This is a genomic window from Methanococcoides mangrovi (assembly GCF_052057775.1).
GTDB lineage: Archaea > Halobacteriota > Methanosarcinia > Methanosarcinales > Methanosarcinaceae > Methanococcoides.
Genome location: NZ_CP195121.1, coordinates 2,406,103 through 2,430,825, shown reverse-complemented (window position 1 = coordinate 2,430,825; position 24,723 = coordinate 2,406,103). Strand labels below are relative to the sequence as shown.

Below are 24,723 nucleotides of genomic sequence, written 5' to 3'. Positions count from 1 at the left end.
ATGGTATATCCTGGTAAAAGAACAAAATCTTATGATACACCAAAGCACCCCTGGCAGGCTGCCAGGATGGCAACTGAGGTTGAGCTCATTAAGAAGTATGGTCTCCGTAACAAGAGGGAACTCTGGAAGTCAGTCAGTGTACTGAGAAGATTCAGGGCAGATGCAAGGCGCCTCCTTGCAGAGTCCGCAGAGTCCGAACTTGCAGGCCACGCAAAGACAGAAGCAGACCAGATCCTTGCAAAACTGATCAGGTACTCAATTCTGAAATCCGATTCCAACATTGATGACATCCTTGGTCTCCAGACCGAGACAATCCTGGAGCGCAGGCTTCAGACACAGGTTCACAGGCTTGGACTTGCCCGCACTCCACGTCAGGCAAGGCAGTTCATTACCCACGGTCACATCGCTATTGATGGAAAGAGGGTAACAGTTCCTGGTATGATGGTCACAAAGGAGCAGGAAATGGCGATCGACTACTATGGCAAGTCTCCTATTTCCAAGGAATCCCATCCAGAAAGACCTGCACAGATCGCATCATCACTCGTAGAGGAATAAAGGAGGAGTAAAATATGGCAAACGGAATCTGGGGTGTTGCACACATCAAATGTTCATTTAACAACACAATCATCACCGTGACAGACCTCACTGGTGCAGAGACCATCGCAAAATCCTCTGGTGGAATGGTTGTAAAGTCCGCAAGGGATGAAAGCTCTCCATACACTGCTATGCAGATGGCAACCCAGCTTGCAGATATTCTTAAGGATAAGGGTATCGAAGGTGTTCACATCAGGGTAAGGGCACCTGGAGGAAACAAGCAGAGGAGTCCTGGCCCAGGAGCACAGGCTGCTATCAGGGCATTTGCAAGGGCAGGTGTCAGGATCGGAAGGATCGAAGACGTTACACCAGTACCACATGATGGAACTCGTCCAAAAGGCGGAAGGCGTGTATAATCACAAAGAACAGAGGTTTTCCAATGGAAATAGATATACTTGAGTTATCCGATAGATCAGCGAAGTTCATTTTATCCGACACTACTGCAGCTTTTGCGAATGGTGTCCGCAGAGCAATGCTCGCAGATGTACCTACGCTAGCGATCGATGACGTGAATATCTATAACAATACTTCTGTTCTGTATGACGAACAGCTGGCATTGAGGTTGGGTCTTATCCCCCTCACATCCAGTTTGGAGGACTTCGTGCCTCAGGACAAATGTACCTGTGAAGGTACAGGTTGCCCGGCATGTACAGTCTCTCTGACACTCAGCGCTGAAGCCGCTGATGATGAGCCGGTGATCGTTCATTCAGGTGATATCGTATCATCTGATCCAAACGTGCAGCCAGCAGACAAAACCATTCCTATAATCGATCTCAGGAAGGGCCAGAAGGTCGTCCTTGAGGCAATTGCACATATGGGCTATGGAAATAAGCATGCAAAGTGGCAGGCAGGCGTTGCCTGCGGCTACAAGAACATGCCTGTTATCACCATTGAGGGATGCGACAGGTGCGGCATATGCGTTAATGCATGTCCAAGAAATATAATTCAGCTCGGCGAAGAGTCTGCTGAAGTGTCCAAAGAGGACCTCCTCAGGTGCTCATTATGCAGATTATGTCAGGATTCATGCGATATTAATGCCATTTCCGTCCGTGCAGATGAAAAATCTTTCATCTTTACCATGGAATCTGATGGTTCATACACTGCTCAACAGTTAATTTTAAATGCAGTGAATACGATTAAGGGAAAAGCCACTGAGATGCAAAGCATCTTGGAAACACTGTAAATCGGAAATACTAATTTCCTTTTTACTTTATTTAATTTCAGAAGATCCCGCGTGCGGGGGTTGCCCAGCCAGGCCAAAGGCGCTAGGTTGAGGGCCTAGTCTCGTAGGAGTTCGTGTGTTCGAATCACACCTCCCGCACCACACCACTTTCGGTTAATTCCGGAACAGGACGTTCCTGAGCTCTTTCAGGACGGTAATTCAATAAAAACAACATCCACATTGCGGGGGTTGCCCAGCCAGGCCAAAGGCGCTAGGTTGAGGGCCTAGTCTCGTAGGAGTTCGTGTGTTCGAATCACACCTCCCGCACCACACCACTTTCGGTCAATTCCGAAACAGGACGTTCCTGAGCTCTTTCAGGACGATAATTCGATAAAAACAACATCCACATTGCGGGGGTTGCCCAGCCAGGCCAAAGGCGCTAGGTTGAGGGCCTAGTCTCGTAGGAGTTCGTGTGTTCGAATCACACCTCCCGCACCATCTTCTTATTTTATTATCTAATTATCACATTCCAGCATTTTTGCTGAATAACTATTCTCACTACTCTTATTACGCTACTAGTAGTAATGAAGATCTAGAAAAAGAAAGAGGATGTAAATCATCTCTCTGGTCGTTATTTTATTATTTCTTATTCGTCTTCTTCAATGTGTTCAGCAACACCCAGAACAACGATCTTTGTTTCCACCAATGTATCATGCCCTTCAAGAAGCACTTCATCCTTTTTTATGTCTATCTTGACCGAATCCGGATCAAGATCTGCTTCTTTCATGTATTCATAGATGGTATCCTTGCCAATACTGATCGCATATTCCACTGCATCTTCATATTCGTAGAAGTTCTTTCTTCCTTTTTCGGAATAAACATAGAACTCCCATTCCGGTGCTCCCATGGATGCCGGTCGTATCAAGATCTCGACTCTCCTGATACCTTTTGCAGCCAAAGCTCCTGCAGCATTTCCCACATTTGCGAATTCCGGTAAGATTATCTCTGCATCGATCAGTGTCTTCATCTCTTCAAGATAAGCTACCACAGGACCGCCGATCAGCACCACGGGTACATGCACTTTGAACTGGATCGGCGACTCTGCATCGAATATATTACGTATCTCCTCTCTTGATATCTTCTCGAGGAAGAATGATACAAGGTCTGCTGCCATGTTCTTGGCAAACTCTCTCTTTACGTAATATGCGAATTCCTTTGCTTCCATCTTGTATAGTGGGGCCAGAAGCTGTGCACCTGCGCGTGAAGCCTCAGCATTGTATTCCGTATAGTCTCCAAGCACATGCAGGGCATCCGTAGGTGTGAAACTGATGGGTTGTATCAGCCTCTTCTGCATGAGTGTGTCCAGGTGTTTTGATGCCGGGTATTTATTGATACGCGAACGTATCTCCTTGAGGGAGGTTGGCTCAGCAGGAATGGCATTGAGGATCTCTGTTTCCAGATCTGTAAGCTCGAGAGGCTCATAGCCTGTCCTTATGTAGAACTTTGTAGGCTGGAAATTCCTTCCTAGTAGTGCTTTGGAAGGCATTGGATTAGCTGCAAGCTGCTCAATGAACTTTGGGAACTGCGCTGCTGCTCTGCATAATGGTATAACTCTTCGTGGCCCGAAATTGACCTTTCCTGAAGCGACCCAGATATCACTATCTCCTCCCAAAGCTGAAGTTTCCATTCTTATGGCCTTTACTCTTGTCTTCCATCCGCCTACAACAGCACCAGATTCACTCATTTCGGGAACACCATCTGTTATGACTGACACGTCAGTACTTGTTCCACCAACATCAATTACTGCACAACTGTTTCTCTTTGATAGGAAGGAAGCACCTATAAGACTGCCTGCAGGTCCTGAGAATATAGATTCAATGGGCTTTTCCAGTGCGCTCTTGATGCCAACTACTGATCCATCGCATTTGAGCATGAATATCTTTGATTCCATACCACGATTCCTTATCTCTGATTCCACACTGGTCATGAACTTCTCGGTTATAGGTAGCAACTGGGCGTTGAAGAATGCTGTTACAGCCCTTTCAAATGCTCCCAGGTCCTGTGATAGCTCATGTGCGCATACCACCGGCATTCCTGTTATGTTCCTGATGATCTCCTTGACTCTAAGTTCATGTTCAGGATTCCTTATACTGAAATAGGATGATACAGCAAAAGCCGAGACATTTTCCTTTGCACGTTGGGCAAATTCCCTTACTGCATTTTCGTCCAGAGGTTCTGCTTCACCACCTTTGTGGTCATGGCCTCCTCTGACCTGTATGAAATGTTCGGTGGGGAGTTCGGCACTGATAAAATAATCTCCTACAAGGACGAGTCCTACGGGGAACCCTGTGCCTTCCAGGATCGTGTTGGTCGACAGGGTGGTGGATACTGACACGACATCTATCTGTGAGAGTATCTCCAGGTCGATCCCGTCGAGCGCTTCCCTGATGCCTTCCAGTGGGTTGGGATAAGTTGTAAGAGCTTTACAAGATGCGATTATTAAATCATCAGGACTTCTGACTATGACCGCATCCGTATAGGTCCCACCTGCATCAATTCCAAGGTTTAGCTTCATGTTGATCTCCATTAGTTAAGTTATGTTCAGATTACAGTTCCTTAAGTCTGTAGTCTCTGTAAAGTATGTCTTCCATCTTCTTTGGGTTCTTCCTGATCGATATGAGTCGTGTCTTGCCATATCTCCCCCTGCTTCGAACAGGTGCTGAAATAATTCCCATCATATCGAACTCAGAGACGATCCCAGAGACGCTGGTGCGTCCAAGAGGGTTTGTACCTACCTGCTCACAGAACTTCCTGTAGAGCATCTCTATCTGGCCTGTCGTGACCTTATCGTTCAGCTCCCCGCTAAGCCTGATGATGCTGAGCAGGACCAGCTTTGAATTGATCGGCAGGTTTTCCAGTGAGGTTAATAGCTCTTTTTCTCCCATCTCTTCATTTGCGAGCAGGACATGTTTTTCAGTTATTTTTTCCTCATTCGAGATATCTGTAATATCGCCAGCTATTTCCAGCAAGGTCAAAGCTCTTCCGCAATCATGTTCAGCCCCCGATAGCTCTGCACATAGTGGTACTACTCCCCCTTCCACAACATCTTCCACAAACGCGATTTTACAGCGGTCATTAAGTATCTGCTCAACCTCTTTCTTGCTGTATGGTGGAAATACTATGTTCCTGTACTGGAGTGCCGAAAGAACAGTATTCTCGGCCTTAGGGTAAAAGAATATGTCATCACTAATTCCAATGATGCCTATGAATATGTCTTCTTCGATGCTCATATTCTCTCCGGCATGGTTTAGCTCATAGAGTATATTTTTGTCTTTCAGAGCTTCGATCTCATCAAATACCACAATTATTGTGGTTCTCTTCTCGTTCAGCGATCTCCATAGTGCTCTGTAATATTTACCCATTGAGAGTCCCGTTCTTGGAACTTCCGTTTCGGGTGATACTTTGTTCAGTATCTCAAGTATGATCTTGCTGGTCGTGCTGATCTTCCGGCAGTTGATGAAGACCGGAACAACGTTAAGACCATTTATCTCAATATTCGCACTCAGCTGTTTCAGGACAAATTTAACAATAGTTGTCTTACCTGTCCCTTTAATTCCGGATATCAGTACATTTGCAGGTTCCCCGTGGTGGAGGACAGGCCTCATCAGTGAAGCAAGTTCTGTTACCTGCTTTTCTCTACCAACAAGCCTGTCCGGAAGATACCTTGGGGAAAGTGCTGCCCTATTCCTGAATATCTGGATCCCATCTGTTCCAAATATATCATTCATGTTGATCCCGCAACTCACTCGATGCCACAGTACTTGCTTACTTCTGCAGATACATCCCTGTAAATCTGAAGATATTCGTCAGTCGGGTTCATTTCATATTCTGATCTCACTTTATAGCATTCGTTGAATGGTTTACCTTCAGGAGCATGTACCAGCAGGTTCTCATATTTCCTGTAGATGTTTCGGGCGGCTTCATCTGCTTCAAGAAGTGACAGGCCGGTTGCCATGTGTGCAACTTCGCCCATGAACCTTGACTCAAGTCCTGTTGAGTGGTCTGCACCTGCTCCACGGGCACCTACGGGTCCTATAAGCATATCCCTTCCACAAACGGTGTCTCCAATGGCCTGTGCGGCTGTCTCATAGAACATCATGTCGGTACAGCAACCAGCAATGTTCCAGTAATATCTCGCAGTGTAGTGATGCATGTTGCGTGAAATGGCAAGGGATGACAGGTTAGAACCCCACATGATCTCTTTTGTTGAAGATGAGTTCGTGTTCACATGGACCGCACCGGAAACGTGCAGGCTGGCACCTGTGAGCACCTTTGACTGTATGGTCTCTGCAACATCGACGATGGCTAGTCCTTCAGGGGTTCCGATGCCTGTTCCTCCGAAAACAGGGCACTGGCCACTCAGGAAGTGGTTTCCGTGCTCAAGATGGAATATGGATTTGTAGAATGTTTCATAATCGGTCTTAAGCTCGTCCAGCTGATAGACCTCCTGGACATCTGCACTGGAGTAGAGTTCTTCGGAAGAGACGAGCATATATGCGGGTGAGATGGTCGGTGTGCCCGGTCCCATCAAAGCAAGGCCTTCACGACCTGCAAGCTTTGTTGCAAGTCTCTCCTCCCTTGCCTCCTTTAGGGCTGCGAGCATCTCAAAAGGTGTCTTACCGCGTATGGCTTTTCCTCCCATCTTTTCCAGGGCGCCTGCATACAGGCCCTGTACGATAGGTTCCATGGCCGAGCTCACGTGGAGCTTCAGGAAGTTCTCCTCAGAAACAGTGCCTCCCATTGGTCCTCCAATTATTACCGGAGGTTCGGAGTCCATTATGTACCTGAATGGGACAGTGACCTTTTCTTTCTTCCTTCCGATCTCAAGCATCTCTGAAGTATTCAGGGATCTTTCAATGTCCTCCTCTTCGATCTGTATCGTTCTCTTTGTGTCAGTACAGTAGATCCCAACAGATGTCAATAGCAGGACCGCAGCTTCAAATACGGAGTCTGCAAGGCTCGTGTCAGTTGGAACAATACTTTCCCCGTCATATTTGATATCGAATTCTTCCGCCAGCTCCTGTGACTTCATGAAGACTTCCATATCATGTTTCTCTTCTGACTTCTCTTCGCCGGTGGTAGCTGATCTAAGGTACTTGTATATGTTGTTCATATTATTGACTCCTTCATTTTTCATCAATCGTTTTTTGTTTTCAGGGAATCTCCATGTAAATTGCCTTATACCTCTATTGACATGGAGCTTTATATATACTTTTCCATGTAATTCATTAATACTCCTAAATTGACATGGAAATTCTGGAAAATCTCTGATTATTTACTGCTCTTTAGAGTTTTTAATGCATAATGAGATCTTCCTGAATACTTTCACCCTGCTTGGCAGTCCTTAATATATCCAGAAGTTATTGTAGTATTTGAGGTGAAATAATATGGATGATTTCTTCACAGAACTGGTAAACAGAGCAAGATACTATGAACAATTTGAAGAATTCGTAAGAGCACACAAATGAGCTCGTTAAACAATTGGCCGTAGTCCTCCATCCCGTCAAACCTGTTTGTTTTCGCTGCGGCCCTACTTTTTCCCAATTTGTTTTCTTCTTCTAGATGGAATTTTCTCAAAAATATCCTGGCTATATACTATTCTTTGGTCACATCAATTCAAAGAGATCAGTCTAATATGATCGATGGTTCAGATTCTGTTGTTGCAATGTCCATCATTTGTTTTGCGAATCTCTTTGAGAAAATGGGTTGTGCGATTATGTTCCTTCTTTTTTTGTTCTGCAAGACGTGTCTGGTAGATACGAATTGACCTAAGGAAGTCGATCCTGCGAAATTCCGGCCAGAATGGTGCACAGAAATATGCGGCACATTCGTTCCCATTGGCCTGCCATGGGAGGAAATTTGAAACCCTTTCGTTTCCGCCTGTGCGTATTATCAGGTCTACATTAGAGACTGCTGTTCCCTCTGATGGGTAGAAATGATCAGCTATCGTGGATTCGTTGATATCTTCGATTGATAGCTGGCCTTTAATGACCTTATCTGCCATTCTTCTGACAGCCTGAACGATATCCTGTCTTCCGCCATAGGCAAGTGCAACGTTCAGGTTGAATCTATCATAGTCCTTTGTTGCATGCTCAATTCTTCTTGCAGATTCCTGCAGCTCTGTTGGTAGAAGTGAGCAATCCCCTACAACACGTACTCTGATCTTTTTCTCATGGGTCCTTTCACTTTCTCTCATAGAATCAAACTTACTTCCGATAAGTTCAAACAGCTGTATTGTTTCATCAGTGGACCTGTTAAAATTCTCTGTGGAAAACGCATAGACTGTAAGTTCCTTTACACCGATGTCATATGACCATTCTATTACCCTTTCAGTTACATCGGCACCCCTTGAGTGGCCATAGTTCGTATTTTTCCCAAGTCTGTTGGCGAACCTGCGATTCCCATCCATTATAATGGCTATATGCTCAGGAACAGGTCCGTTCTTAACGTCATTTGAGAGAGACCTTTCATAGGTCTTATAGAAGAGGTTCATCAGGGATCTTATCATGAAGATTCCACCTGGAGAACGATCAAAAAGGTATGTTAACACCTTATGGTGTCAGTAGTTATCAAGAACTTCCTTGACTATGGGTTTATAGTCTTCTTTCAGCAGGTAAAGATTATGGTCGCCAGTGACATCTATACTGAGTATTCCAAGTCTGGTGTTCATAAGGCCAACCATGGCTGAGACACCTCTGTAGCTGACATCAAAGTCCTTCTCATTAAGATGTTTGTAGACATCACCAGTGGTGAAAGTTCCACCTTCAAGAAAGAGCTTTAATACGTCTTCACGAATACCTGTATCATCCCGACCTAAATATTTGATAAGCCTTGCCTTTACCCGGTCCTCAATAGTTTCCAGCACAAACACCTCATTTAATCTATGTAATTTCTATTTATAAACTTATGCTAATTTATTTGTTTTATGATACAGAACGCGTTTCCACTACAACATTAATCCTTATAAATGTTAGTATCAGAGAGGTATTACCTCAACTATAAGTCCGTCCTTGAAGGGATACCTTTCGATGATCGATGGGACCAGACCTTCCTCTTTCAGCTCTTCTGCGATCTCCTCGACTATCCACCATGGCAATTCTACAGCATTTTCCTTTGCCTCAATAAGGTCATCAGGTACTTCAAGATCATGTAATATGCTGATGATCTCCCCAGGCTCCTGACCCTCAATGGAGCCATAGACGATGGTACCTTCTTCAGTGATCTCATCAAGCTGTCTTGCTGTCTTTCTTGCTGTCCTCAGCAGGCGCTCACGGAGCTGTCCGGCATCCTTGTATCTCGATGAGCAGAAGTGTATCTTTGGTATCTCCTCCACCAGCTCCGCCGCAAAATTCTCTGATCCTTCTACAGCATTGCTCATGTCATCCCTGAGCAGGAAGTTCCTTTCTTTCATCTCCATGGCATTAGTATCCGAGAACTCAAGCTCGTTGAGGTTCAGGAAACAGTCTGTTCCGATGACAACATCCCTTACATTGATGACCCCGTCTATGGATGGCAGTTCCATCCCTGTTTCCATCCCGAGTTCAATTGAATCCTTTATCGCACGCTCAAAATCAGACCCTTTGAGTTCCTTCCACAGTTGTTCCGGAGGGTGGAACCTGATCTCATCAAGGCCTGCTTCAGAGAGGGATTCTAGCAGGTCTTTATCAGGGGCTATTGATGTGTACAGGTGTATGTGGTGATCCCTGCCGAACCTTTCTTTCAGAAGTTTGATGTAGTGAATGACAAGGTCAGCTCTTATGAGAGGCTCCCCGCCAGTGATGCCTGTTCCAAGAGCATCCATCTGCATGGCTTCCTCGATGACATCCTCATCATCCTTTACGAGACGTTCATTGGCATAGGTATCATCCTTCTTCCTCTCTTCTGAGAGTGGGCAATAGAAGCATCCTCTGTTACAGATGCCTGTAATAAAAAGCACCATTTTGGCACCCTGCTGACAAAGTTTGCAGCCTTTTGTGAGGTATGTGTAGAAAGACCCCGTATCTGTGCGGACCATCCCGTTCATATTGTTGTTCATATTTCTTCTCTTATATAAGTCTGATTTAAATACAAAAGCGTATGTATCCTGTTATCTTATTGTCTGGAGATGAGTCGGTTGGAAGGATATATCGCAGTGATCGGATGCAATAATTGTGGCAAATGTGATAATGTTTGTCCCTTTGGAGCTTTACGTATAAGGGATGGCAAGACTACGATAGATTACGACAAATGTACTGTCTGTATGAAGTGCATAGGCGTATGTCCTGTGAAAGCGCTTGTATATGTGGATTGATGAACAATTGCATATGTGGATCGAGAATCACTTGTTTTATACTGAAAAAGTCTTTGGAATATTTTCATAGGTCTCTTATATCAATCCTCTGAAAAAGATCCTTGAGACCACAGTTGTGACCGTAAAGACGATTATTGCTATTGGAAGTGACTGCCCGAGATCATACAGGAACTGCGTCCTCTCTCCTCCGTTCTCAATGGTGCTTGAGAATCTCACAAGTATGGCCGTGATGAGAATTAGGTATATACCGATGGCCATCATGAAAATGTCCGGTGCGATCGTCTGGTCAAGGTTTTCAGGCGATATCTGTGCAGGTCCTGGTACCATGTTCTCTGGCAGCCTTGAAATACCTTCTGCGACATCCTGAAGGATCCTGGCTATAACTTCCGAGAGGGCTATGGTAACTCCTGCGATAAGCGGTGCAAATATACAGGCTGTTGTTCTCATGGTCGATGTCATGTCATAAAGCGAATACCTGATGTTCTTCTCCACGTTCTGTAGTTCCTTCAGGTGATCAGCAAGCTTGATGATGGCGACTCCTGCTGAAAGATGGCTTTTGTGTACACTTTCGGTGAACATGATCATTGTGGTCTGGATCCTGTCCGAATATATGTCTTTGAATGCCCCGAACTCCTCATCGAAAATTGCTGACCTTATGTTCGTTCGCATGGTGATCAGGTTGATGGATATCCTTTCGAACACCTTTCCGATACGTGATCCCTCCATGGTCTTTGAGGTGTGGGCAAACGACTCCTCTGCAGAACGTCCTTCGGATATCCTTCTACCCAGTATGAACAGTGCATCTGAAAATTCATTTTCCATCTTGCGGATATCATCCCTTATCCGCTTGTATGGTGAATACACTGCATTCATGTAGATGGAAAATGCGATAACAATTCCCCAGATGACAAGAAGTGCAGGTGGCATTATCCCTTCCAGTGTCTCTGTTGAGATGATGTTCATCGGATTTCCTAGATCTATCAGGATATAGCCAGAAGAGCTGACAAGGATACATGTCACAACCGCAATAATCGTTGCAGCTTTCCTTTTTTTACCAATTCCCTTTAGATCGGGATGGCTTTCCGGGATCGCCTGGGGCAGGAAAGTCGCAGGTCGCTGCATGAGGATGTATTCAGCGTATGCAAAGGTTGCAACCGGGAGGACCAGGTCGTAGAGTATCACGAGGGTCACGGCATCGAACCTGATCCCTACGACTGTGATGGCAGGCAGCAGTGCCACAAGTGCCAGGGGAATGAGGATAAATATCGAATAAAGGATGTATGTTGGCGTCTTCAGTCTTACTGCATACTGTTCCATCATTTCTTTCGTGCCATCAAGCACGATGTCAAGGGCACGGTTCAGGGTAATGACTCTCTGTGCTTCGTCGGGTTCACTGGTGGAACTCTTGATGAGGTGGAGGGATCGTTTGAAATGTTCGCTGTTCTTCCCCCACATCTGTGCAAAATCCAGCAGTGCATCATCCATACTTGAGTACATGCGTACCTGCAGGTTCCAGAGCATCTTCCTGAGATCGTTTGCAAGCGGCCTGCTGGAATTAAGCGCAGCAAAATGGATGGCCTTTTCCATGTTCGAGACAAGTCGCATTGACATCACTACGTAGCTTAATACTTCGGGAATGTCTCCGATCGACTGAATCTTCATGTACCTGGCGTGTATCTTCACATACTCGCTCAGATAGATCAGTATCCCGAAAGGTACAAGTAATGTCATCACGGCCACGGATGCAAGTACGGTCGGATTGAAAGTTGTAATGCGGAACAGGATCGTATCCAGTATAAGGAACATGATAAGGACTGCAAGTGAACCTACATAGGAGAAGAGAACTGTCTCAAATGGTTCTATTGCAACTCCTGTAAAGATGACCGCATCACGGTATTCCTGGCTGACCGACCTCTCGGCCTTTGTGGAAAAATCATCTATGTCCTTTATGAACCTGGAAAAATGACGGGATGTGAACCTGCAGCCACGAACATACCAGTTCTCAGATGTTCCTGTTTCCATTGTAACACTTCCTTAAAGCCAGGCTGAGGAGAAATTATCGAACCAGTTGTCCCATTTCTCATAGACCCTTTCATAGTCAGGTCCACCGGCTCCGTGTTTTTCCATGTCCATGTAAAGCCAGAAGATGTTGTTTGCCTTACTTACCACATCAGCTTCCAGGAACCGGGGTTCTAGTGTACCGGCACTGGCGATCCTCTGCTTTATCCTCGCCCTTATGCGTATGTTAAGCGATGCATCATCAATTGATATCCCCCATTTGCGTGCTATCTTTCCGATGAGCTCGGACTGTCCCCTGTCCAGTATATCAGTGGGCACCATCGCATCCTCCGCGTTGTTGTACTGCACGATCTCTGTAAATATCTCCTCCGGAGCTGCATCTTCATCCCATTCGGCGGCTACTTCCGAGATCTGCGTTACCCTGCGCTTTTTGCTCATACTTCCCCTTATTCTTGTGTTGGTACAGACCACTATCGCATCGGTAGACTTGAATGATGCAGGGGGAACGCCCAGAGTATGCACTATACGCTCATAGACCGACCTTGTGGATGCTCCGTGTATGGTCCCCAGGACCGAATTCCCGGCAGTGCCAACCTGCATGGCTTCGTAAAGGACCCTTACCTCAGGTCCCCTGACCTCTCCTATAACAAGTGCTGAATTGCCAAGACGCAGGGTTGCCCTTAGTGCAACATCAGGTTTGACTTCGATGCTGGTGTTAAGTATCGATGAACGTGAGTTCATTCCCTGTATCTTCCAGCCAAGCTTTTGCAGGTCCTCTATGGGAAGTTCCCTTGTATCTTCTATTGTCAGGATGCGGTATTTCTGGGGGATCTCCATCATCATTGCGGACAGCAGTGAGGTCTTACCTGCTCCCACCTCTCCGGCCACGAGGATTGATGCCTCACCGTCCATAAGGAAGCTCAAAATACCGGCTGTAAGTGGCGATATCGATCCAGTGTTGATGAGCTTTGGCAATGTCCATGGTGTCCTTGCATGTTTCCTGAATGCATAAGCAAGGCCATTGGCACTTAACGGGTCACCGATGACGGATACACGGACCCCGAACTCAGGTAGGTCCATCTCCAGTACCGGTGTTGCTTCCCCGAAAGGCCTGCCGCTGATGGCCCTGAACCTTGAGACCATTGAATCAAGGTCGTCCTGTGATAGGAAAATATTGGTAATACATTCATCCCCGTCCACTACCACATGTATCGGGTTTATGTCCGCAGGTGCGTTAACATAGACGTCCGTGATCCCTGGATCGGATAGCACATCCTCCAGTATACCCAGGCCGGTGGTATATTTTGCAAGAAGGTCCGAATATGTCATGATCCCGAACGGGCTAAGTGTGATCCCATGCAGCTTTGCATCTTCTTCAAGCATTTGCTTTCCGATCCGGTATATGTATTCCCTTGAGTTCGCAGGATCGGCGAAGTTCATGTTCTCAGGGCGAAAACGTATCAGCTTCTTCCTGACCCTTTCTATGAGGGCAAGGCTTTCATGGTCAAGATTATACTCAATAGGTATTGCCATGTAAAGTTTCTCTGGCCTGTCGGTCATCTCGTACATGGATATCTGAAGCATCCTCCCCGCACTGTTCTTTATATCATAGCATTCCAGGAACTGTATGTTCTCTGGTGGCTCTGTATATATTCTGGATGTTGAAAAGGCAGGCCTGACATGGGGTTTGATATGTCTGTCATAATCAAACTCATTTGGTGTAGATGCATCTTTATCTGTGTATGAATGTGTTTCAGGCTGAGTTCTGAATGCATGCGATATGCTGGTCATGAAAGCTATATCCTGCATTTCTCTGATCGTTGAATCGAATTCTGCAATGCAGCCCGGGCATTCAGGATGATCGTGGCCTGGATTTTTGTCAGTGCAGAGTCCTTTAAGGAAAATCGATGCTCCGGCAGGGTCATTCTTCGAGTATTCAAGGATCTTCTCCAGCAATTCTTTTCTTTGGGAAATACATTTGCCTGAGCCTTTGTGCTGGCAGTTGCGTGCAGGCTGAACATTATTGTAATTTAAAAGAGCATCTTTGAGCTTTGCAAGTTCATAAAGGGCGGAGATCTCCTTCCCTTCATAGTCCCGTTCATAAAGATGTGAGAGAATAAGCCTGTTCGATATGGGTTCTGTGAGTATGATACTGAATATCCTTTCACGACATATAGGATCATTGAGGGTGGATGAGCGTTTACATTGAGAACAATCTACCTTTATTGTCCTCTGGTTCTTTGTCTGCTGAACCCTGTATTGGCAGGGATCTTCAGTTATTTGTTTGTCTTTCTTCATAATATTGTGCAAATTACTTCGGAGTTTCACGTTTTTTATCCCTGGAAGATTTGCACAATCATATTGTCAGCAATTATTAAAATATTCCCAGTTTCTTTAATCTTCAGATAAATTTAAAATTGGTTCTATAATGCAGGGTCACTGCTGTTTCTAAAAATAAGTGAAGAGGCTGCTGAAATCCTATCATCGACATCCTCCTTTTATCAGGGGCGCCGGAACATTTCCGACTGGACTTTGCCCTGCGCCTTAAAGATTCAAATGTTCCATTCATCCTGGACATTCAAATTTAATATCGTTCAGACAATTGGATGTTCGTTCTTGTCCCCGCGTCCGATACCCTTGTATACGAAACCATTGCTGATGTACTCATCGGGATCGATAACATTCCTTCCGTCTACAATAACGGTGTTAGCTTTTCCTGTTAGCTTCTTGATCTTTGAAGGTTCAAGATCGAAATACCGGGAGTGTCCGGTCAGTATGGCCACGACGTCCGCATCTTTGATAACTTCGTCCAGATCCTTCATGATCACCACACCAGGGTAGTTCAGCACATGTGGATCATGTACCATCACATTTGCTCCCTCGTTGATCAGAAGATCTCTGTAGGGCTCAGAAGGCGGGTTGCGCGCATCATCGGAATCATTGATGAATGCCCATCCAAGAATGGCGATCTTCGAACCTTTTACTTCCCCGTCGATGCGCCTGAGAGCTTCTTTTGTCAGGTGGAACATGTGTTTTGGCATGAAATCATTCACCTTTCTTGCAAGAACAAAGATAGAATCCATGCCTTCAGGATAGTCAAGTGTTCCGCCACTTGTTGTAACTCCTCTTTCCAGATGATATGTATCCTTTGTAAGGCAGTGCCCTCCCACACCTGCACCCGGGTAAAGTATTGCACGTGTGATACCCTCACCTTTGAGGCTGTCGATACCTGCTCTCACATCGTAGACATTGATACTCATGGCTTCACAGTACAGCGCCAGCTGGTTGATGGCTGCTATCTGTAGATCCCTGAAGGTGTTCTCTGCGGTCTTGGTTACCTCTGCGGCCCTTGCTGTCATGGGTATGATCTTCCCTTTAGTGAGCACAGGACTGTAAAGTTCCACGGCTCGCTTTGTACTGGCCTCATCAATGCCGCCAACAATACGATCGTGCTCCTGTATGTTCTTTAGCAGACGGCCGACCATGACCCTCTCTGGAGCATGTGCGAGTGCAAAGTCCTCTCCGGCTTTCAGTCCGGATTCCTCTTCCAGGATCTGTCTTGCAAGCGTGTCCGTTGTTCCGGGCGTTATAGTTGATTCCAGAACAACCAGCATACCTTCTTTCAGGTACTTTCCCACGTTATGTATGCCTTCGGTGAGTGCGCTGAAATCAGGAAGGAGGCTTGAAGGATCAGAGAATGGTGTTTGTATCGCAAGAGTTACTGCATCAAGTTCTGATATTTTTGAAAAGTCCGGAGTACATTCGAACTTACCTTCATTAACGACCTTCTTCAGCAGTTCCTCAAGACCGGGTTCCTCTCCTTTCAGGGGGCTTTCACCGTTGTTGAGCATTTTTATCTTGTATCCGGAACTTTTTGAGTCTCTCTGGAAGCCCAGAACATGATCGAACTTCTCGGAGTTTGCAAAAAGAGCAGCTGCAGGGATTCCCACATATCCCATGCCAAGCACACCTATCTTTTTGATAGGACCTCTGTTTTCAAGGATCGAATCCAGTTTCTCTGTCATGGTCACCACTATCTCAATTTAATTGGAATGTTTATTCAAGTACCATAACATATATTCTTTAAAATAGTATTTAACTTTTTCAAGCAAAAATATTCTTCATTTGATGAGCCCTTTTGACAACAGGACTGAATTTACAGCCTCTACAAGCTCAGTTCTCTTCTCAAATGATGTATAGATGCGTTCCGGTATTTTCAGTATGTTCTTCCTGTACCTGGTTGCAATGAAATAAGTTATCAGGGCAAGCATGATGCCGCCTATCATGTCAGTGATCCAGTGTATTCCCAGGTAGAGGATAGTAAACTGGATTGCTGCTGTGAGTGCCACTGCAAATATTTTGAATCTCTTAAAATCAGTTCTTAGTGCCATCAGCATGGCCATTACGGATAATGCTGCGTGGAGGCTGGGGAAACAATTATCGAGAAACGGATCTACGACCTTTACGCCCTGTAGTATTATGGGGCTCATGTTGTACAACAGCGGTACGACATTTGGCAATGTGAAACCTGTTACAGGTACGGGTAGGTAGATGTAGAACGGAAGTGCTATAAGGTATATGGAAACAAAAGCGATCGTATATTCCTGAAGGAACTCATGCTGCTGTGTATACATTAGCAAGAGGAATGTAAATATCAACAGGAATGAAAATCCTATCAGGTAAACGAAAGCACTGCTATATGTTAGCAATGGGCTTGCAAAATTCTGGAAGTAAGCAACAGCATCTCCTTCGATCTGTATCATGTAGCTGGCATAGCTTGTATCCGGGACCTTCCCAATGAAATTAACGATCGCCAGCTGAGATTTGACAAGCAGGTAAACAAAACAAGCTGATATGAGGTATGGTAGTGTCCTCAATGTGAACATACCTCTCCAGGTCGTTTTGTGGTCTCTTTTGAAATCTTCCGGGACAAACACATAATATGCTGCTGTTAGCAGGCATATCAGTATTGGTGCCATTATAAGGATCATTAGATATGAAGATGTCATAACCTATCAGTCCATTTCGCTATATCGTCAGACAGGCTCTAATTAAGCATGCTTCGTCTATAAATGCTTTGTGCACATACTATCAAAATTTAGCAAAATACTAAACTTATTACTTGTTAAATCATCACTTTTAAGAAATCCCTGCATAATAAGCACTTTCTAATAATGTGCATAGTTCACGGGTCGATCACATTAGACGATCTGATGTATTTGAATGCATCCGGAAATTTTGGTTTCCTGATGCATTCAAGGTCATGTTAAATGACCATCTGAAAAAAGTATGTTCATGCAACAATTGAAAATATGTGGTTGAAGCTGATCTTTAGTTGTATGATCATTTTTGTTGTTCTTTCTTTTTCTGAACGATCTTTTCCATCTTTTTAACCCACATATCTTCGCCCATATCCGTATACTCACATTCAAGATAGTGCTTAACTGCGGTGCTTAGGGCATCTTTTGTGGAGGATTCACCTGATTTTTTTTTGAGTTCTATAAGCTGCTCTTCTGCAAGGACTGTTTGTGCATGTACTATCTTCATATGTTTTTCTCCATTTTTAGTTGGCTCTCTCCGCCCTCCCCATAATAATAATGATATATAATGTTGTCGAATTTTCCCCACTTTGCTATTACCATTATTTGATCATTTTCTATCTCCTTTTGAGTATGCGCATCTGATGGATGTGAGCTCTCTTTATATTTAGGAAATTTATCCTTCCGTATTCCAACCAATAAGTTTAAAAGAATGATTGACATTACAGGAGTATCGCGTGGGCGTGTGGCCTAGCCAGGATATGGCGGCAGCCTCCTAAGCTGTAAATCAGGGGTTCAAATCCCTTCACGCCCGCCAATTATTCTTTCATTATTTTTACGAACGAAGGAGCCTGCAGTTTGATCAGGAAAGCTACTCTAAAAGACATTGATAGTATCAGGCATATTATCAAATTTTATGCGGATCAGGATCTGATGCTTCCCCGGTCTGTAAGTGAACTCTATGAATCCGTGCGTAACTTCTATGTTTACGAAGTTGATGGCGAGGTCGTTGGTTGCTGCGGACTTCAGGTTCTGTGGGTGGATCTTGCTGAGGTTCTCTCCTTTGCTATACTTCCGGAATACAGGGGTAAAGGGGTAGGTACCAGATTATTGAATGCCTGTCTTGGTGATGCCCGCGAGCTTGGAGTGACCACTGTGTTCACATTGACCTACGCTCCGGTATTTTTTGAAAAGAACGGTTTCAGGCGTGTTGACAAATCTTCACTTCCACATAAGATATGGAGTGGATGTCTCAAATGTCATAAGTTCCCCGATTGTGATGAGATCGCTCTTTCCATGGAACTGGTCTGATATTTGTTGACCGATGAGTGGCATTTATAAGTCCTGAGATACATCTGTTGACATCGTTTCAATAATCACGGGTAGATCACAATGATAAAAGCGCGTATCAGAGATTTCATTATTACAAAAGATGACTGGATATTTGCGGTAGCTGATTATTTTCATCCTGAAGGCGTGAGGTGTGTGCTCAGGTATGTTCCGGATGAATCCGGTGACCGTCAGCTCAACGGTATTAGATACAGAAAATATGATTTTGATGTCGCTTTCGATTTTATGCGGGATAACAGGCCTGAGTGGGTACAGGATGTGCATATAGTTCCCGAAGATCAGGTAAAAATGGTCCTGCATCCTCCTGACCCGGTCCCTGAGCTTATTAAGAGGGATGGGAGGGTGAAAGCTGTTGCAGATGTACTTCTAAATGCCGGCATTCCCATTGAAAAGATGGGTGTTACAGGTTCGTTTTTGCCGGGGCTACAAAATGAGCACTCGGATGTTGATTTTGTTGTATATGGCAATGAATGGTTCAAGGCAAGGGATGCAATTACAGCTGCAAAGAAGGAAGGCGGCTTTATTGAGGATATTGATGAGCAGATGTGGCATAGGATCTACAACAAGCGCATTCCTGAGATCTCCTATGAGGAGTTCATCCTTCACGAGAAACGTAAAGGTAACAGGGGAATGGTCGGCGGGACATATTTTGACCTTCTGTTCGTGAGGGACTGGGACCAGATAGGTGAGCCGCTTCCACGAGGGGTTGATGTTGGGACGATGAAGATCGAAGCAACGGTCACTGATGCAAAACTCGCTTTCGACAATCCTTCTGTTTACAGGATCGACCATGATGAGATAGACCATGTGCTCTCATACACTCATACCTATGCAGGCCAGGCGCTGGAGGGAGAGATTATTGAGGCGCAGGGTGTCGTTGAGCAGGTCGGTGACATCAAGAGACTTGTGGTCGGGACTTCCAGAGAGCCAAAGGGTGAGTGGATAAGGTCACTTACATTGCTTGAGAAAGGCAATTAATACGACGAAGAAGAAAAAGAAGTCTTAAAGGATATGTGGAATGGGACCAACATTGGATCTTTAATAAAAAAGAAACAGGAATTGGCGGTGAATATCAGCCTCCTCCTGTTGCCTGGAAGACTTCTTCCAGTGTACCGGTCTGTGCAAGTTCTGCCTGCTTTTTGATACGCTCTTTTATATCTTCTTCGGAAATTGTGTATTCCTTTCCTGCATTTGCCTTCTTTTCTGTGATCTGCAGGGTGTCTACCCTGTAATAAAGTTGGGTAGTATCAAGAAGTGCCCAGGTGCCTTCATCATCAGTTTTGATATCGGTTATTTCACCAATTGTATCTGTTTTGATATATCTTACATTGCTCCCTATAGCTATCGGAGCACCATCTACATCGACTGCTGAAGGCTCTTCTGCCACTTTGAGATCTCTCCTTAGTTATTCTCTATCTCTTCCCTTAGCTCTCCGAGGAGTGCAACCCTTTCGGCAAATGCATTGTGCCTGTGAATGCTCTCTTCGTTGATCTGCTTGATAGTTACAATAGCATCATCAGGTACATGTTTGAATTCGCTGACGATCTTCTTTGCCATTGTCCTGACACAATCTTCAACGAACTTAGGGTTCTTGTGAGCTCTTTCCACGACCATTGCTTCATCTGCACGCTTAAGAAGCTCGACAATACTGGAGCTCATTGAGTTTTCAATGATCTCGATAATTGTATCAATTGAGACATCAACATCACCGCTGACCTCAAGTGAGATTATTCCACGTCCTCTCTGGTTGTGGGTTGCCATTGGTACTCTGTTGAGGAAATTCACAATGGTTTCCAGGTCAACACCAAGGTCACGAAGTGCTGCTTTTGCATTGTCTCTCATGATCTCCTGAGCGCATGGGCAGGCGGTCATGCCGACAACTTCTGCACCAATGAGCTTCTTGACGTCTATCTCTTCGTGTTCAGGTCTTGTTGCAATAGCCTCTGCAAATATGTCTACTACTTCCTGGCACTGCATTTTAGTGGATGGTGATTCTCTTCTTACCACATATTCGCTTTTCATGCGTACTTCGGATCTGGTGGCATACTCATGCCTTCCCAGAAGGTTCTTGGCAACATCGCTGCATAGTTCCTCTATTTCATAAACCGGCATGTTTATCGCTTTTTCAAGAACCTCGTCGATAGCTTCGAAATTACGTGAAAGGTTTGCACCTTTACGGTCTGAAGGCAAGTCCACGAAGATGTCAAAAGTTGAAATAAGCACTATAGGGCGCTTATCTTTACGTTTGATCTCAACTAGTTTTTTTACTCCGGTCACACCTACGCGTGTGAGGTTTACGGGTATATTTGGTTTATTTGCTTGTACGTCAGGAAATTGCGCAACTGGAAGCTCCATTTTTATGACCTCTAGTAAAGAATTAAAATAAATTATGTTTAAGTTATGTTTTTAGGTTGATATCAAACACAAACATATTCATTACATGTAAATGTTTTGTTATACGGAAACATTTTAATATAAGGCACGTTGGTCTTGCGGGTCATGATCGTCTTATAAGGTTGATATAAAGGTTATTTTCCAGTTCTTTCCAGATGCAGCAAATATATCAAATTAATTTGATTTGCAGAACCATGAGCAAAAGGCGACATTAGAAGAAAACTATTTATATTTAATAAGTACAACTACATATAACCAATAACGGGTACGTAAGGTGATAATATGTCTGAAACAAGAAATTTTGTGTTAAGAGACAGTAAGGGTAACGAGCATGGTGTATTCACTGGAAAACAGCCACGACAGGCAGCTCTTAAGGTCGCTAACAGGGGCAAGGGAACCAAGTCCAAACCTGAGAAGATCATGCTTCGTGAGCGTGGCACCAAGAAGGTCCATGTCTTCCTTGGATGGAAGGAAATGGTCGCTGCACCAAAGAACAAGCCTGACTGGATGCCTGACAAGATCAACAAGCCATTCGTAAAGAAACAGAAGCCAGGTATCATCAAACTGGACAAGGTCTGATATCTTTATATTTATTTTTTTGAGTCCTTTCACGGACTCTTCAATTCTACTTTTTGAACATTGGTCCGTTTTTTGTTGTCGATTCTTACTTTGAACATGATCAATGCCTTTGTCATCTGATCAATCCGTTCCTTTACACCTTTGCTCTTGATAGATCGTACTTGCATCCGGGATTGCGTTCAAGTTTATATCAAAAAGCTTTATTAAATGAGCTTCGTATTGTACCCTTATGACAGGAAAAAGAGAGAATGTTCTGATCGAAGCACTTCCGTATATCCGGGACTTTTACGGTTCCGTAATGGTGATCAAGGTAGGTGGTCATGCTATGGTCAATCCTTCTGTTATGAGCGACATCATTCAGGACGTTGTACTTTTGCGTTTTGTTGGTATCCATCCGGTTATCGTCCATGGTGGCGGTCCGGAGATCACTGAGAAGATGGAACGTATGGGAAAGAAACCTGAGTTCGTAGGCGGATTAAGGATAACTGACGATGAGACCATGGAGATCGCACGCATGGTACTTGTGGGTAATATCAATACAAAGATAGTGTCTCTCATAGGGAAACATGGTGGGAAAGGTGTGGGTCTTTCCGGAAAGGACGGAAAGATGATCATAGCTAAGAAAAAGGCCGCTCAGAAGATCATGATAGAGGACGTCGAACACGACGTGGACCTTGGCTGGGTAGGGGAGACCGAGATCATCAATCCTGAACTTATCAATATTGTTACAGCTAACGATTATATTCCGGTGATCTCCCCGATCGCAATGGATGCTGAAGGCAATGCATTGAACATCAATGCTGATACGGTTGCAGGTGATCTTGCAGATGCCCTGCATGCAAAGAAACTCATATTGATGACGGATGTGCCTGGTGTTCTCAGGGACCAGTCTGACAGGTCCAGCCGCATTTCCCGTATCAGTGTGGATGATGTTGAACCTTTGATAGAAGAAGGTATTATCAGTGGCGGAATGATCCCTAAGATGAGGAGCGCCAAAGCAAGCGTACTTGGTGGTGTGGAGCGCGTGCACATAATAGATGGAAGTATATCACATTCGGTTCTGCTTGAGCTTTTCACCGATCAGGGCATTGGTACAATGGTGTATCAGGACACGGAATAACCGTGTCCTATGACCTTTCTTTTTTGTTTTGTTTTAATATGTTGATGATCAGTCCTGTATCGGACTTCCATATGTAAGCCCGTCCAGTTCAAGGACCTTTTTCCACAACTCTTTGCATTCACAGTCGAGCCCGTCAAGTACGCTCAGATCCTGTGTCCTTGAGAAAAGGTGTACTGCATCCGACACGTCCCTGCTGCATTTCTTGCAGTTATGTGGGCCACGTTTTGAGCCTGCACCAACAGGGTCGGAAGTAATCACAAGTTCCGGATGCTTCTGTTTTGTTCGCTGGAGTATCTCCACAATGCTCCAGAGCCAGGGTGGCCTGTACTGGCCTCGCTGCCACATGTGTTCAACATAGGTGCCGTTCTGCACATTGCACAGGTTGATGGAAATGGTCTGTGCATGTCCTGCAACATCGTCTATGGTCTTCACAATGTCTTCGAGAGCTTCTTTTTCGGAGAGGAAGAGCGGCTTTAACAACAGGTATGCTTTCATAGCAACTCCGTTGTTCTTCGCTACTTCAGCTGCCCGGATAAAATCAGCGAAAGTGAATCCCTTGTTTATGGAGTTCTTGCGGATATTGTCGGAACTTGTCTCAAGACCGATAGCAACCTCAAATGAGGTATCTCCCAGTGCATCGACACAGGACTTCAGTATCTCCTCTGTAACGAACTCCGGGCGGCTTTCCACGATTACCTTGAACACGCGCTCATCAGCTGCCAGTTTTCCAAGGATGCTTCTTCTTGTTTCAATCGGTATCTCTTTCTCATCCAGGAAACTGCCTGATGTGAATATCTTGACCATGAAGCGCTCAAGCCTTTCACCCTTTTGCATGGCATTCCCTAGCTGCTTTTCCAGCTCTTCAGGCTGTGGGGGGATCTTTGCGCTGTCATAGACAAAACCGCACATGGTGCAGCCGCCTGCTTTACCCCACCAGCATCCTGATGTCTTGAAGATGATGGTCAGTGTATCCACTGTTTCTCCGTTGAAGTGATCAGTGCTCCTCCAGACGGCAGCCGGATACTCGTTCGATGATGGCTTTATACGCTGGCGGTTGCGTATTTCCAGTACAGCTTTGTTGAGTGACATTATTCGAACTCGATTGTTGCAGGTGGTTTTGGTGATAGGTCGTAAAGCACTCTGGCAACGGATGGTATCTCGCCGGAGATCCTTGTTTCTATTCTTTTGAGGGTCTCCCATGGAAGTTCAAGCGCTTCTGCTGTCATACCGTCCCTTGAGCCTACTGCACGGACCGCAATGATCCAGCCATGTACCCTTACGTCACCTTTGACGCCTGTTCCCTTGCCGACAACTGCAGCGAAGGTCTGCCATGGCTTGAACTTCTCGAGCAGTTCTTCCTCAACGATGGCATTTGCCTCACGTACCACATCCACTTTCTCCTCGGTAACCTCTCCGATTATCCTTACTGAAAGCCCTGGTCCCGGGAATGGCATCCTCTCGCAGATCTCATCAGGCAGGTCAAGTGCCTTTGCGACCTCACGGACCTCATCCTTGTACAGGTCATCGATAGGTTCAATAATTTCCTTGAACTCGATCTTTTCAGGAAGTCCTCCAACGTTGTGGTGGGATTTGATCCCTCCTTCTGATTCGATCTTGTCGGGGTAGATCGTTCCCTGGATAAGATATTCTGCTTCAAGCTCGCGTGCCTCTTCCTCAAAGATGCGGATGAACGTCTCGCCGACGATCTTCCTCTTCTCCTCAGGGTCCTTAACTCCCACAAGAGCTTCAAGGAAACGGTCCTTGGCATGGATGACCTGAAGGTTCATGTCTGCGAAGATCTTCTCGATCATCTCGGTCTCGCCTTTCCTCATGAGGCCTGTGTCTATGTAGATCGGGAAGAACATGTCTCCGAGAGCACGGTATGCAAGGACTGCACAGACCGAGCTGTCAACTCCTCCGGAAAGGCCTACAATTGTCTTTCCTTTGGCCTTTTCTTTTATCCTGTCTATTGCTTTAGGTATGAATTTCTCGACTTTTACCATGAAAATGAACTCCGGTTATGATGCGATGATGATAAATGTTAGTTAATATTAGTGGTTCTCTTAAATAATCATGTGGTTAATATTCTTGTTGGTTTTAATAGTATCGATGGAAC

At 45.1% G+C, this 24,723-nt stretch carries 23 protein-coding genes and 4 tRNA genes; 12 read left to right on the top strand and 15 right to left on the bottom strand.

The window, feature by feature from the left end; genetic code table 11:
- The 6 genes from ACR3I3_RS12160 (at window position 1) to ACR3I3_RS12135 (ending at window position 2,254) form a co-directional block, all read left to right on the top strand.
- Window positions 1–555, top strand: a complete 555-nt coding sequence (locus ACR3I3_RS12160) for a 30S ribosomal protein S4 (RefSeq protein ID WP_440952499.1) — start codon at window positions 1–3, stop codon at window positions 553–555.
- Window positions 556–569: 14 nt separating this feature from the next.
- Window positions 570–950, top strand: coding sequence for a 30S ribosomal protein S11 (locus ACR3I3_RS12155; protein ID WP_440952498.1), 381 nt, complete (start codon window positions 570–572; stop codon window positions 948–950).
- A gap of 23 nt (window positions 951–973) precedes the next feature.
- Window positions 974–1,777, top strand: a complete 804-nt coding sequence (locus ACR3I3_RS12150; protein ID WP_440952497.1) for a DNA-directed RNA polymerase subunit D — start codon at window positions 974–976, stop codon at window positions 1,775–1,777.
- 53 nt (window positions 1,778–1,830) lie between these two features.
- Window positions 1,831–1,918, top strand: a tRNA-Leu gene (locus ACR3I3_RS12145).
- Window positions 1,919–1,998: 80 nt separating this feature from the next.
- A tRNA-Leu gene (locus ACR3I3_RS12140) sits at window positions 1,999–2,086 on the top strand.
- 80 nt (window positions 2,087–2,166) lie between these two features.
- Window positions 2,167–2,254, top strand: a tRNA-Leu gene (locus tag ACR3I3_RS12135).
- Window positions 2,255–2,402: 148 nt separating this feature from the next.
- Here the strand turns inward: ACR3I3_RS12135 and ACR3I3_RS12130 are convergent.
- The 6 genes from ACR3I3_RS12130 to ACR3I3_RS12105 all read right to left on the bottom strand — a co-directional run bounded on the left by ACR3I3_RS12130 (window position 2,403) and on the right by ACR3I3_RS12105 (window position 9,851).
- Window positions 2,403–4,331: a hydantoinase/oxoprolinase N-terminal domain-containing protein gene (locus tag ACR3I3_RS12130; RefSeq protein ID WP_440952496.1), complete on the bottom strand. Its 1,929-nt coding sequence runs from the start codon at window positions 4,329–4,331 to the stop codon at window positions 2,403–2,405.
- A 31-nt stretch (window positions 4,332–4,362) separates the two neighbouring features.
- A complete protein-coding gene (locus ACR3I3_RS12125) occupies window positions 4,363–5,544 on the bottom strand; it encodes a Cdc6/Cdc18 family protein (RefSeq protein ID WP_440952495.1) in 1,182 nt (393 codons plus the stop codon).
- Window positions 5,545–5,558: 14 nt separating this feature from the next.
- Complete coding sequence (locus tag ACR3I3_RS12120) at window positions 5,559–6,929, bottom strand: monomethylamine:corrinoid methyltransferase (RefSeq protein ID WP_440952494.1); 1,371 nt, start codon at window positions 6,927–6,929, stop codon at window positions 5,559–5,561.
- A gap of 534 nt (window positions 6,930–7,463) precedes the next feature.
- Entirely contained in the window at window positions 7,464–8,324 is an 861-nt protein-coding gene (gene uppS / locus ACR3I3_RS12115; protein ID WP_440952493.1) for a polyprenyl diphosphate synthase, read from the bottom strand.
- A gap of 51 nt (window positions 8,325–8,375) precedes the next feature.
- Window positions 8,376–8,687, bottom strand: coding sequence for a DUF2551 domain-containing protein (locus ACR3I3_RS12110; RefSeq protein ID WP_440952492.1), 312 nt, complete (start codon window positions 8,685–8,687; stop codon window positions 8,376–8,378).
- A gap of 105 nt (window positions 8,688–8,792) precedes the next feature.
- On the bottom strand, window positions 8,793–9,851 hold the full coding sequence (locus ACR3I3_RS12105) for a radical SAM protein (protein ID WP_440952491.1): 1,059 nt from the start codon (window positions 9,849–9,851) through the stop codon (window positions 8,793–8,795).
- A 78-nt stretch (window positions 9,852–9,929) separates the two neighbouring features.
- On the opposite strand from ACR3I3_RS12105, the gene ACR3I3_RS12100 reads away from it, so the two are divergent.
- Complete coding sequence (locus ACR3I3_RS12100) at window positions 9,930–10,106, top strand: 4Fe-4S binding protein (RefSeq protein ID WP_440952490.1); 177 nt, start codon at window positions 9,930–9,932, stop codon at window positions 10,104–10,106.
- A gap of 75 nt (window positions 10,107–10,181) precedes the next feature.
- On the opposite strand, the gene ACR3I3_RS12095 is transcribed toward ACR3I3_RS12100, so the two are convergent.
- The 5 genes from ACR3I3_RS12095 to ACR3I3_RS12075 form a co-directional block, all read right to left on the bottom strand.
- The gene (locus tag ACR3I3_RS12095) at window positions 10,182–12,128 is read right to left on the bottom strand and encodes a hypothetical protein (protein ID WP_440952489.1); all 1,947 of its coding nucleotides are present in this window, start codon (window positions 12,126–12,128) and stop codon (window positions 10,182–10,184) included.
- Between the two features lie 12 nt (window positions 12,129–12,140).
- The gene (locus tag ACR3I3_RS12090) at window positions 12,141–14,423 is read right to left on the bottom strand and encodes an ATPase, T2SS/T4P/T4SS family (RefSeq protein ID WP_440952488.1); all 2,283 of its coding nucleotides are present in this window, start codon (window positions 14,421–14,423) and stop codon (window positions 12,141–12,143) included.
- A 296-nt stretch (window positions 14,424–14,719) separates the two neighbouring features.
- Window positions 14,720–16,150, bottom strand: a complete 1,431-nt coding sequence (locus ACR3I3_RS12085) for a nucleotide sugar dehydrogenase (RefSeq protein WP_440952487.1) — start codon at window positions 16,148–16,150, stop codon at window positions 14,720–14,722.
- Window positions 16,151–16,246: 96 nt separating this feature from the next.
- Complete coding sequence (locus ACR3I3_RS12080) at window positions 16,247–17,134, bottom strand: phosphatase PAP2 family protein (protein WP_440952486.1); 888 nt, start codon at window positions 17,132–17,134, stop codon at window positions 16,247–16,249.
- 334 nt (window positions 17,135–17,468) lie between these two features.
- A complete protein-coding gene (locus tag ACR3I3_RS12075) occupies window positions 17,469–17,672 on the bottom strand; it encodes a DUF5371 family protein (RefSeq protein ID WP_440952485.1) in 204 nt (67 codons plus the stop codon).
- A gap of 231 nt (window positions 17,673–17,903) precedes the next feature.
- Between ACR3I3_RS12075 and ACR3I3_RS12070 the strand changes: the two genes are divergently transcribed.
- The 3 genes from ACR3I3_RS12070 (at window position 17,904) to ACR3I3_RS12060 (ending at window position 19,492) form a co-directional block, all read left to right on the top strand.
- Window positions 17,904–17,981: transfer RNA gene (locus ACR3I3_RS12070), tRNA-Arg, on the top strand.
- 41 nt (window positions 17,982–18,022) lie between these two features.
- The gene (locus ACR3I3_RS12065) at window positions 18,023–18,475 is read left to right on the top strand and encodes an N-acetyltransferase (protein WP_440952484.1); all 453 of its coding nucleotides are present in this window, start codon (window positions 18,023–18,025) and stop codon (window positions 18,473–18,475) included.
- Window positions 18,476–18,556: 81 nt separating this feature from the next.
- Window positions 18,557–19,492 carry a nucleotidyltransferase domain-containing protein gene (locus ACR3I3_RS12060; protein ID WP_440952483.1) on the top strand — a complete coding sequence of 312 codons (936 nt, stop codon included), beginning with the start codon at window positions 18,557–18,559 and terminating at the stop codon, window positions 19,490–19,492.
- A gap of 94 nt (window positions 19,493–19,586) precedes the next feature.
- Here ACR3I3_RS12060 and ACR3I3_RS12055 read toward each other — a convergent pair whose 3' ends face one another.
- Both ACR3I3_RS12055 and mptA read right to left on the bottom strand, forming a co-directional pair.
- Entirely contained in the window at window positions 19,587–19,901 is a 315-nt protein-coding gene (locus tag ACR3I3_RS12055) for a DUF2098 domain-containing protein (protein WP_440952482.1), read from the bottom strand.
- 14 nt (window positions 19,902–19,915) lie between these two features.
- Entirely contained in the window at window positions 19,916–20,869 is a 954-nt protein-coding gene (mptA, locus tag ACR3I3_RS12050; protein ID WP_440952481.1) for a GTP cyclohydrolase MptA, read from the bottom strand.
- Between the two features lie 321 nt (window positions 20,870–21,190).
- Here mptA and ACR3I3_RS12045 point away from each other — a divergent pair, with 321 nt between their 5' ends.
- Both ACR3I3_RS12045 and argB read left to right on the top strand, forming a co-directional pair.
- Window positions 21,191–21,487, top strand: coding sequence for a non-histone chromosomal MC1 family protein (locus tag ACR3I3_RS12045; RefSeq protein WP_440952480.1), 297 nt, complete (start codon window positions 21,191–21,193; stop codon window positions 21,485–21,487).
- A gap of 229 nt (window positions 21,488–21,716) precedes the next feature.
- Window positions 21,717–22,607, top strand: coding sequence for an acetylglutamate kinase (gene argB, locus ACR3I3_RS12040; RefSeq protein ID WP_440952479.1), 891 nt, complete (start codon window positions 21,717–21,719; stop codon window positions 22,605–22,607).
- 48 nt (window positions 22,608–22,655) lie between these two features.
- On the opposite strand, the gene ACR3I3_RS12035 is transcribed toward argB, so the two are convergent.
- Window positions 22,656–23,696, bottom strand: coding sequence for an archaeosine biosynthesis radical SAM protein RaSEA (locus ACR3I3_RS12035; protein WP_440952478.1), 1,041 nt, complete (start codon window positions 23,694–23,696; stop codon window positions 22,656–22,658).
- Window positions 23,696–24,610: a glutamine-hydrolyzing GMP synthase gene (gene guaA, locus ACR3I3_RS12030; RefSeq protein ID WP_440952477.1), complete on the bottom strand. Its 915-nt coding sequence runs from the start codon at window positions 24,608–24,610 to the stop codon at window positions 23,696–23,698. Before guaA ends, ACR3I3_RS12035 begins: the two co-directional genes overlap by 1 nt.
- Window positions 24,611–24,723: the final 113 nt, after the last annotated feature.

Excerpts from the sequence above, each read along its gene's own strand:
- ACR3I3_RS12160 (WP_440952499.1), top strand. The coding sequence starts at position 1 with ATGGTATATCCTGGTAAAAGAACAAAATCTTATGATACACCAAAGCAC.
- ACR3I3_RS12155 (WP_440952498.1), top strand. The coding sequence starts at position 570 with ATGGCAAACGGAATCTGGGGTGTTGCACACATCAAATGTTCATTTAAC.
- ACR3I3_RS12150 (WP_440952497.1), top strand. The coding sequence starts at position 974 with ATGGAAATAGATATACTTGAGTTATCCGATAGATCAGCGAAGTTCATT.
- ACR3I3_RS12130 (WP_440952496.1), bottom strand. The coding sequence starts at position 4,331 with ATGAAGCTAAACCTTGGAATTGATGCAGGTGGGACCTATACGGATGCG.
- ACR3I3_RS12125 (WP_440952495.1), bottom strand. The coding sequence starts at position 5,544 with ATGAATGATATATTTGGAACAGATGGGATCCAGATATTCAGGAATAGG.
- ACR3I3_RS12120 (WP_440952494.1), bottom strand. The coding sequence starts at position 6,929 with ATGAACAACATATACAAGTACCTTAGATCAGCTACCACCGGCGAAGAG.
- uppS (WP_440952493.1), bottom strand. The coding sequence starts at position 8,324 with ATGATAAGATCCCTGATGAACCTCTTCTATAAGACCTATGAAAGGTCT.
- ACR3I3_RS12105 (WP_440952491.1), bottom strand. The coding sequence starts at position 9,851 with ATGAACAACAATATGAACGGGATGGTCCGCACAGATACGGGGTCTTTC.
- ACR3I3_RS12095 (WP_440952489.1), bottom strand. The coding sequence starts at position 12,128 with ATGGAAACAGGAACATCTGAGAACTGGTATGTTCGTGGCTGCAGGTTC.
- ACR3I3_RS12090 (WP_440952488.1), bottom strand. The coding sequence starts at position 14,423 with ATGAAGAAAGACAAACAAATAACTGAAGATCCCTGCCAATACAGGGTT.
- ACR3I3_RS12085 (WP_440952487.1), bottom strand. The coding sequence starts at position 16,150 with ATGACAGAGAAACTGGATTCGATCCTTGAAAACAGAGGTCCTATCAAA.
- ACR3I3_RS12080 (WP_440952486.1), bottom strand. The coding sequence starts at position 17,134 with ATGACATCTTCATATCTAATGATCCTTATAATGGCACCAATACTGATA.
- ACR3I3_RS12075 (WP_440952485.1), bottom strand. The coding sequence starts at position 17,672 with ATGAAGATAGTACATGCACAAACAGTCCTTGCAGAAGAGCAGCTTATA.
- ACR3I3_RS12060 (WP_440952483.1), top strand. The coding sequence starts at position 18,557 with ATGATAAAAGCGCGTATCAGAGATTTCATTATTACAAAAGATGACTGG.
- mptA (WP_440952481.1), bottom strand. The coding sequence starts at position 20,869 with ATGGAGCTTCCAGTTGCGCAATTTCCTGACGTACAAGCAAATAAACCA.
- ACR3I3_RS12045 (WP_440952480.1), top strand. The coding sequence starts at position 21,191 with ATGTCTGAAACAAGAAATTTTGTGTTAAGAGACAGTAAGGGTAACGAG.
- argB (WP_440952479.1), top strand. The coding sequence starts at position 21,717 with ATGACAGGAAAAAGAGAGAATGTTCTGATCGAAGCACTTCCGTATATC.
- ACR3I3_RS12035 (WP_440952478.1), bottom strand. The coding sequence starts at position 23,696 with ATGTCACTCAACAAAGCTGTACTGGAAATACGCAACCGCCAGCGTATA.
- guaA (WP_440952477.1), bottom strand. The coding sequence starts at position 24,610 with ATGGTAAAAGTCGAGAAATTCATACCTAAAGCAATAGACAGGATAAAA.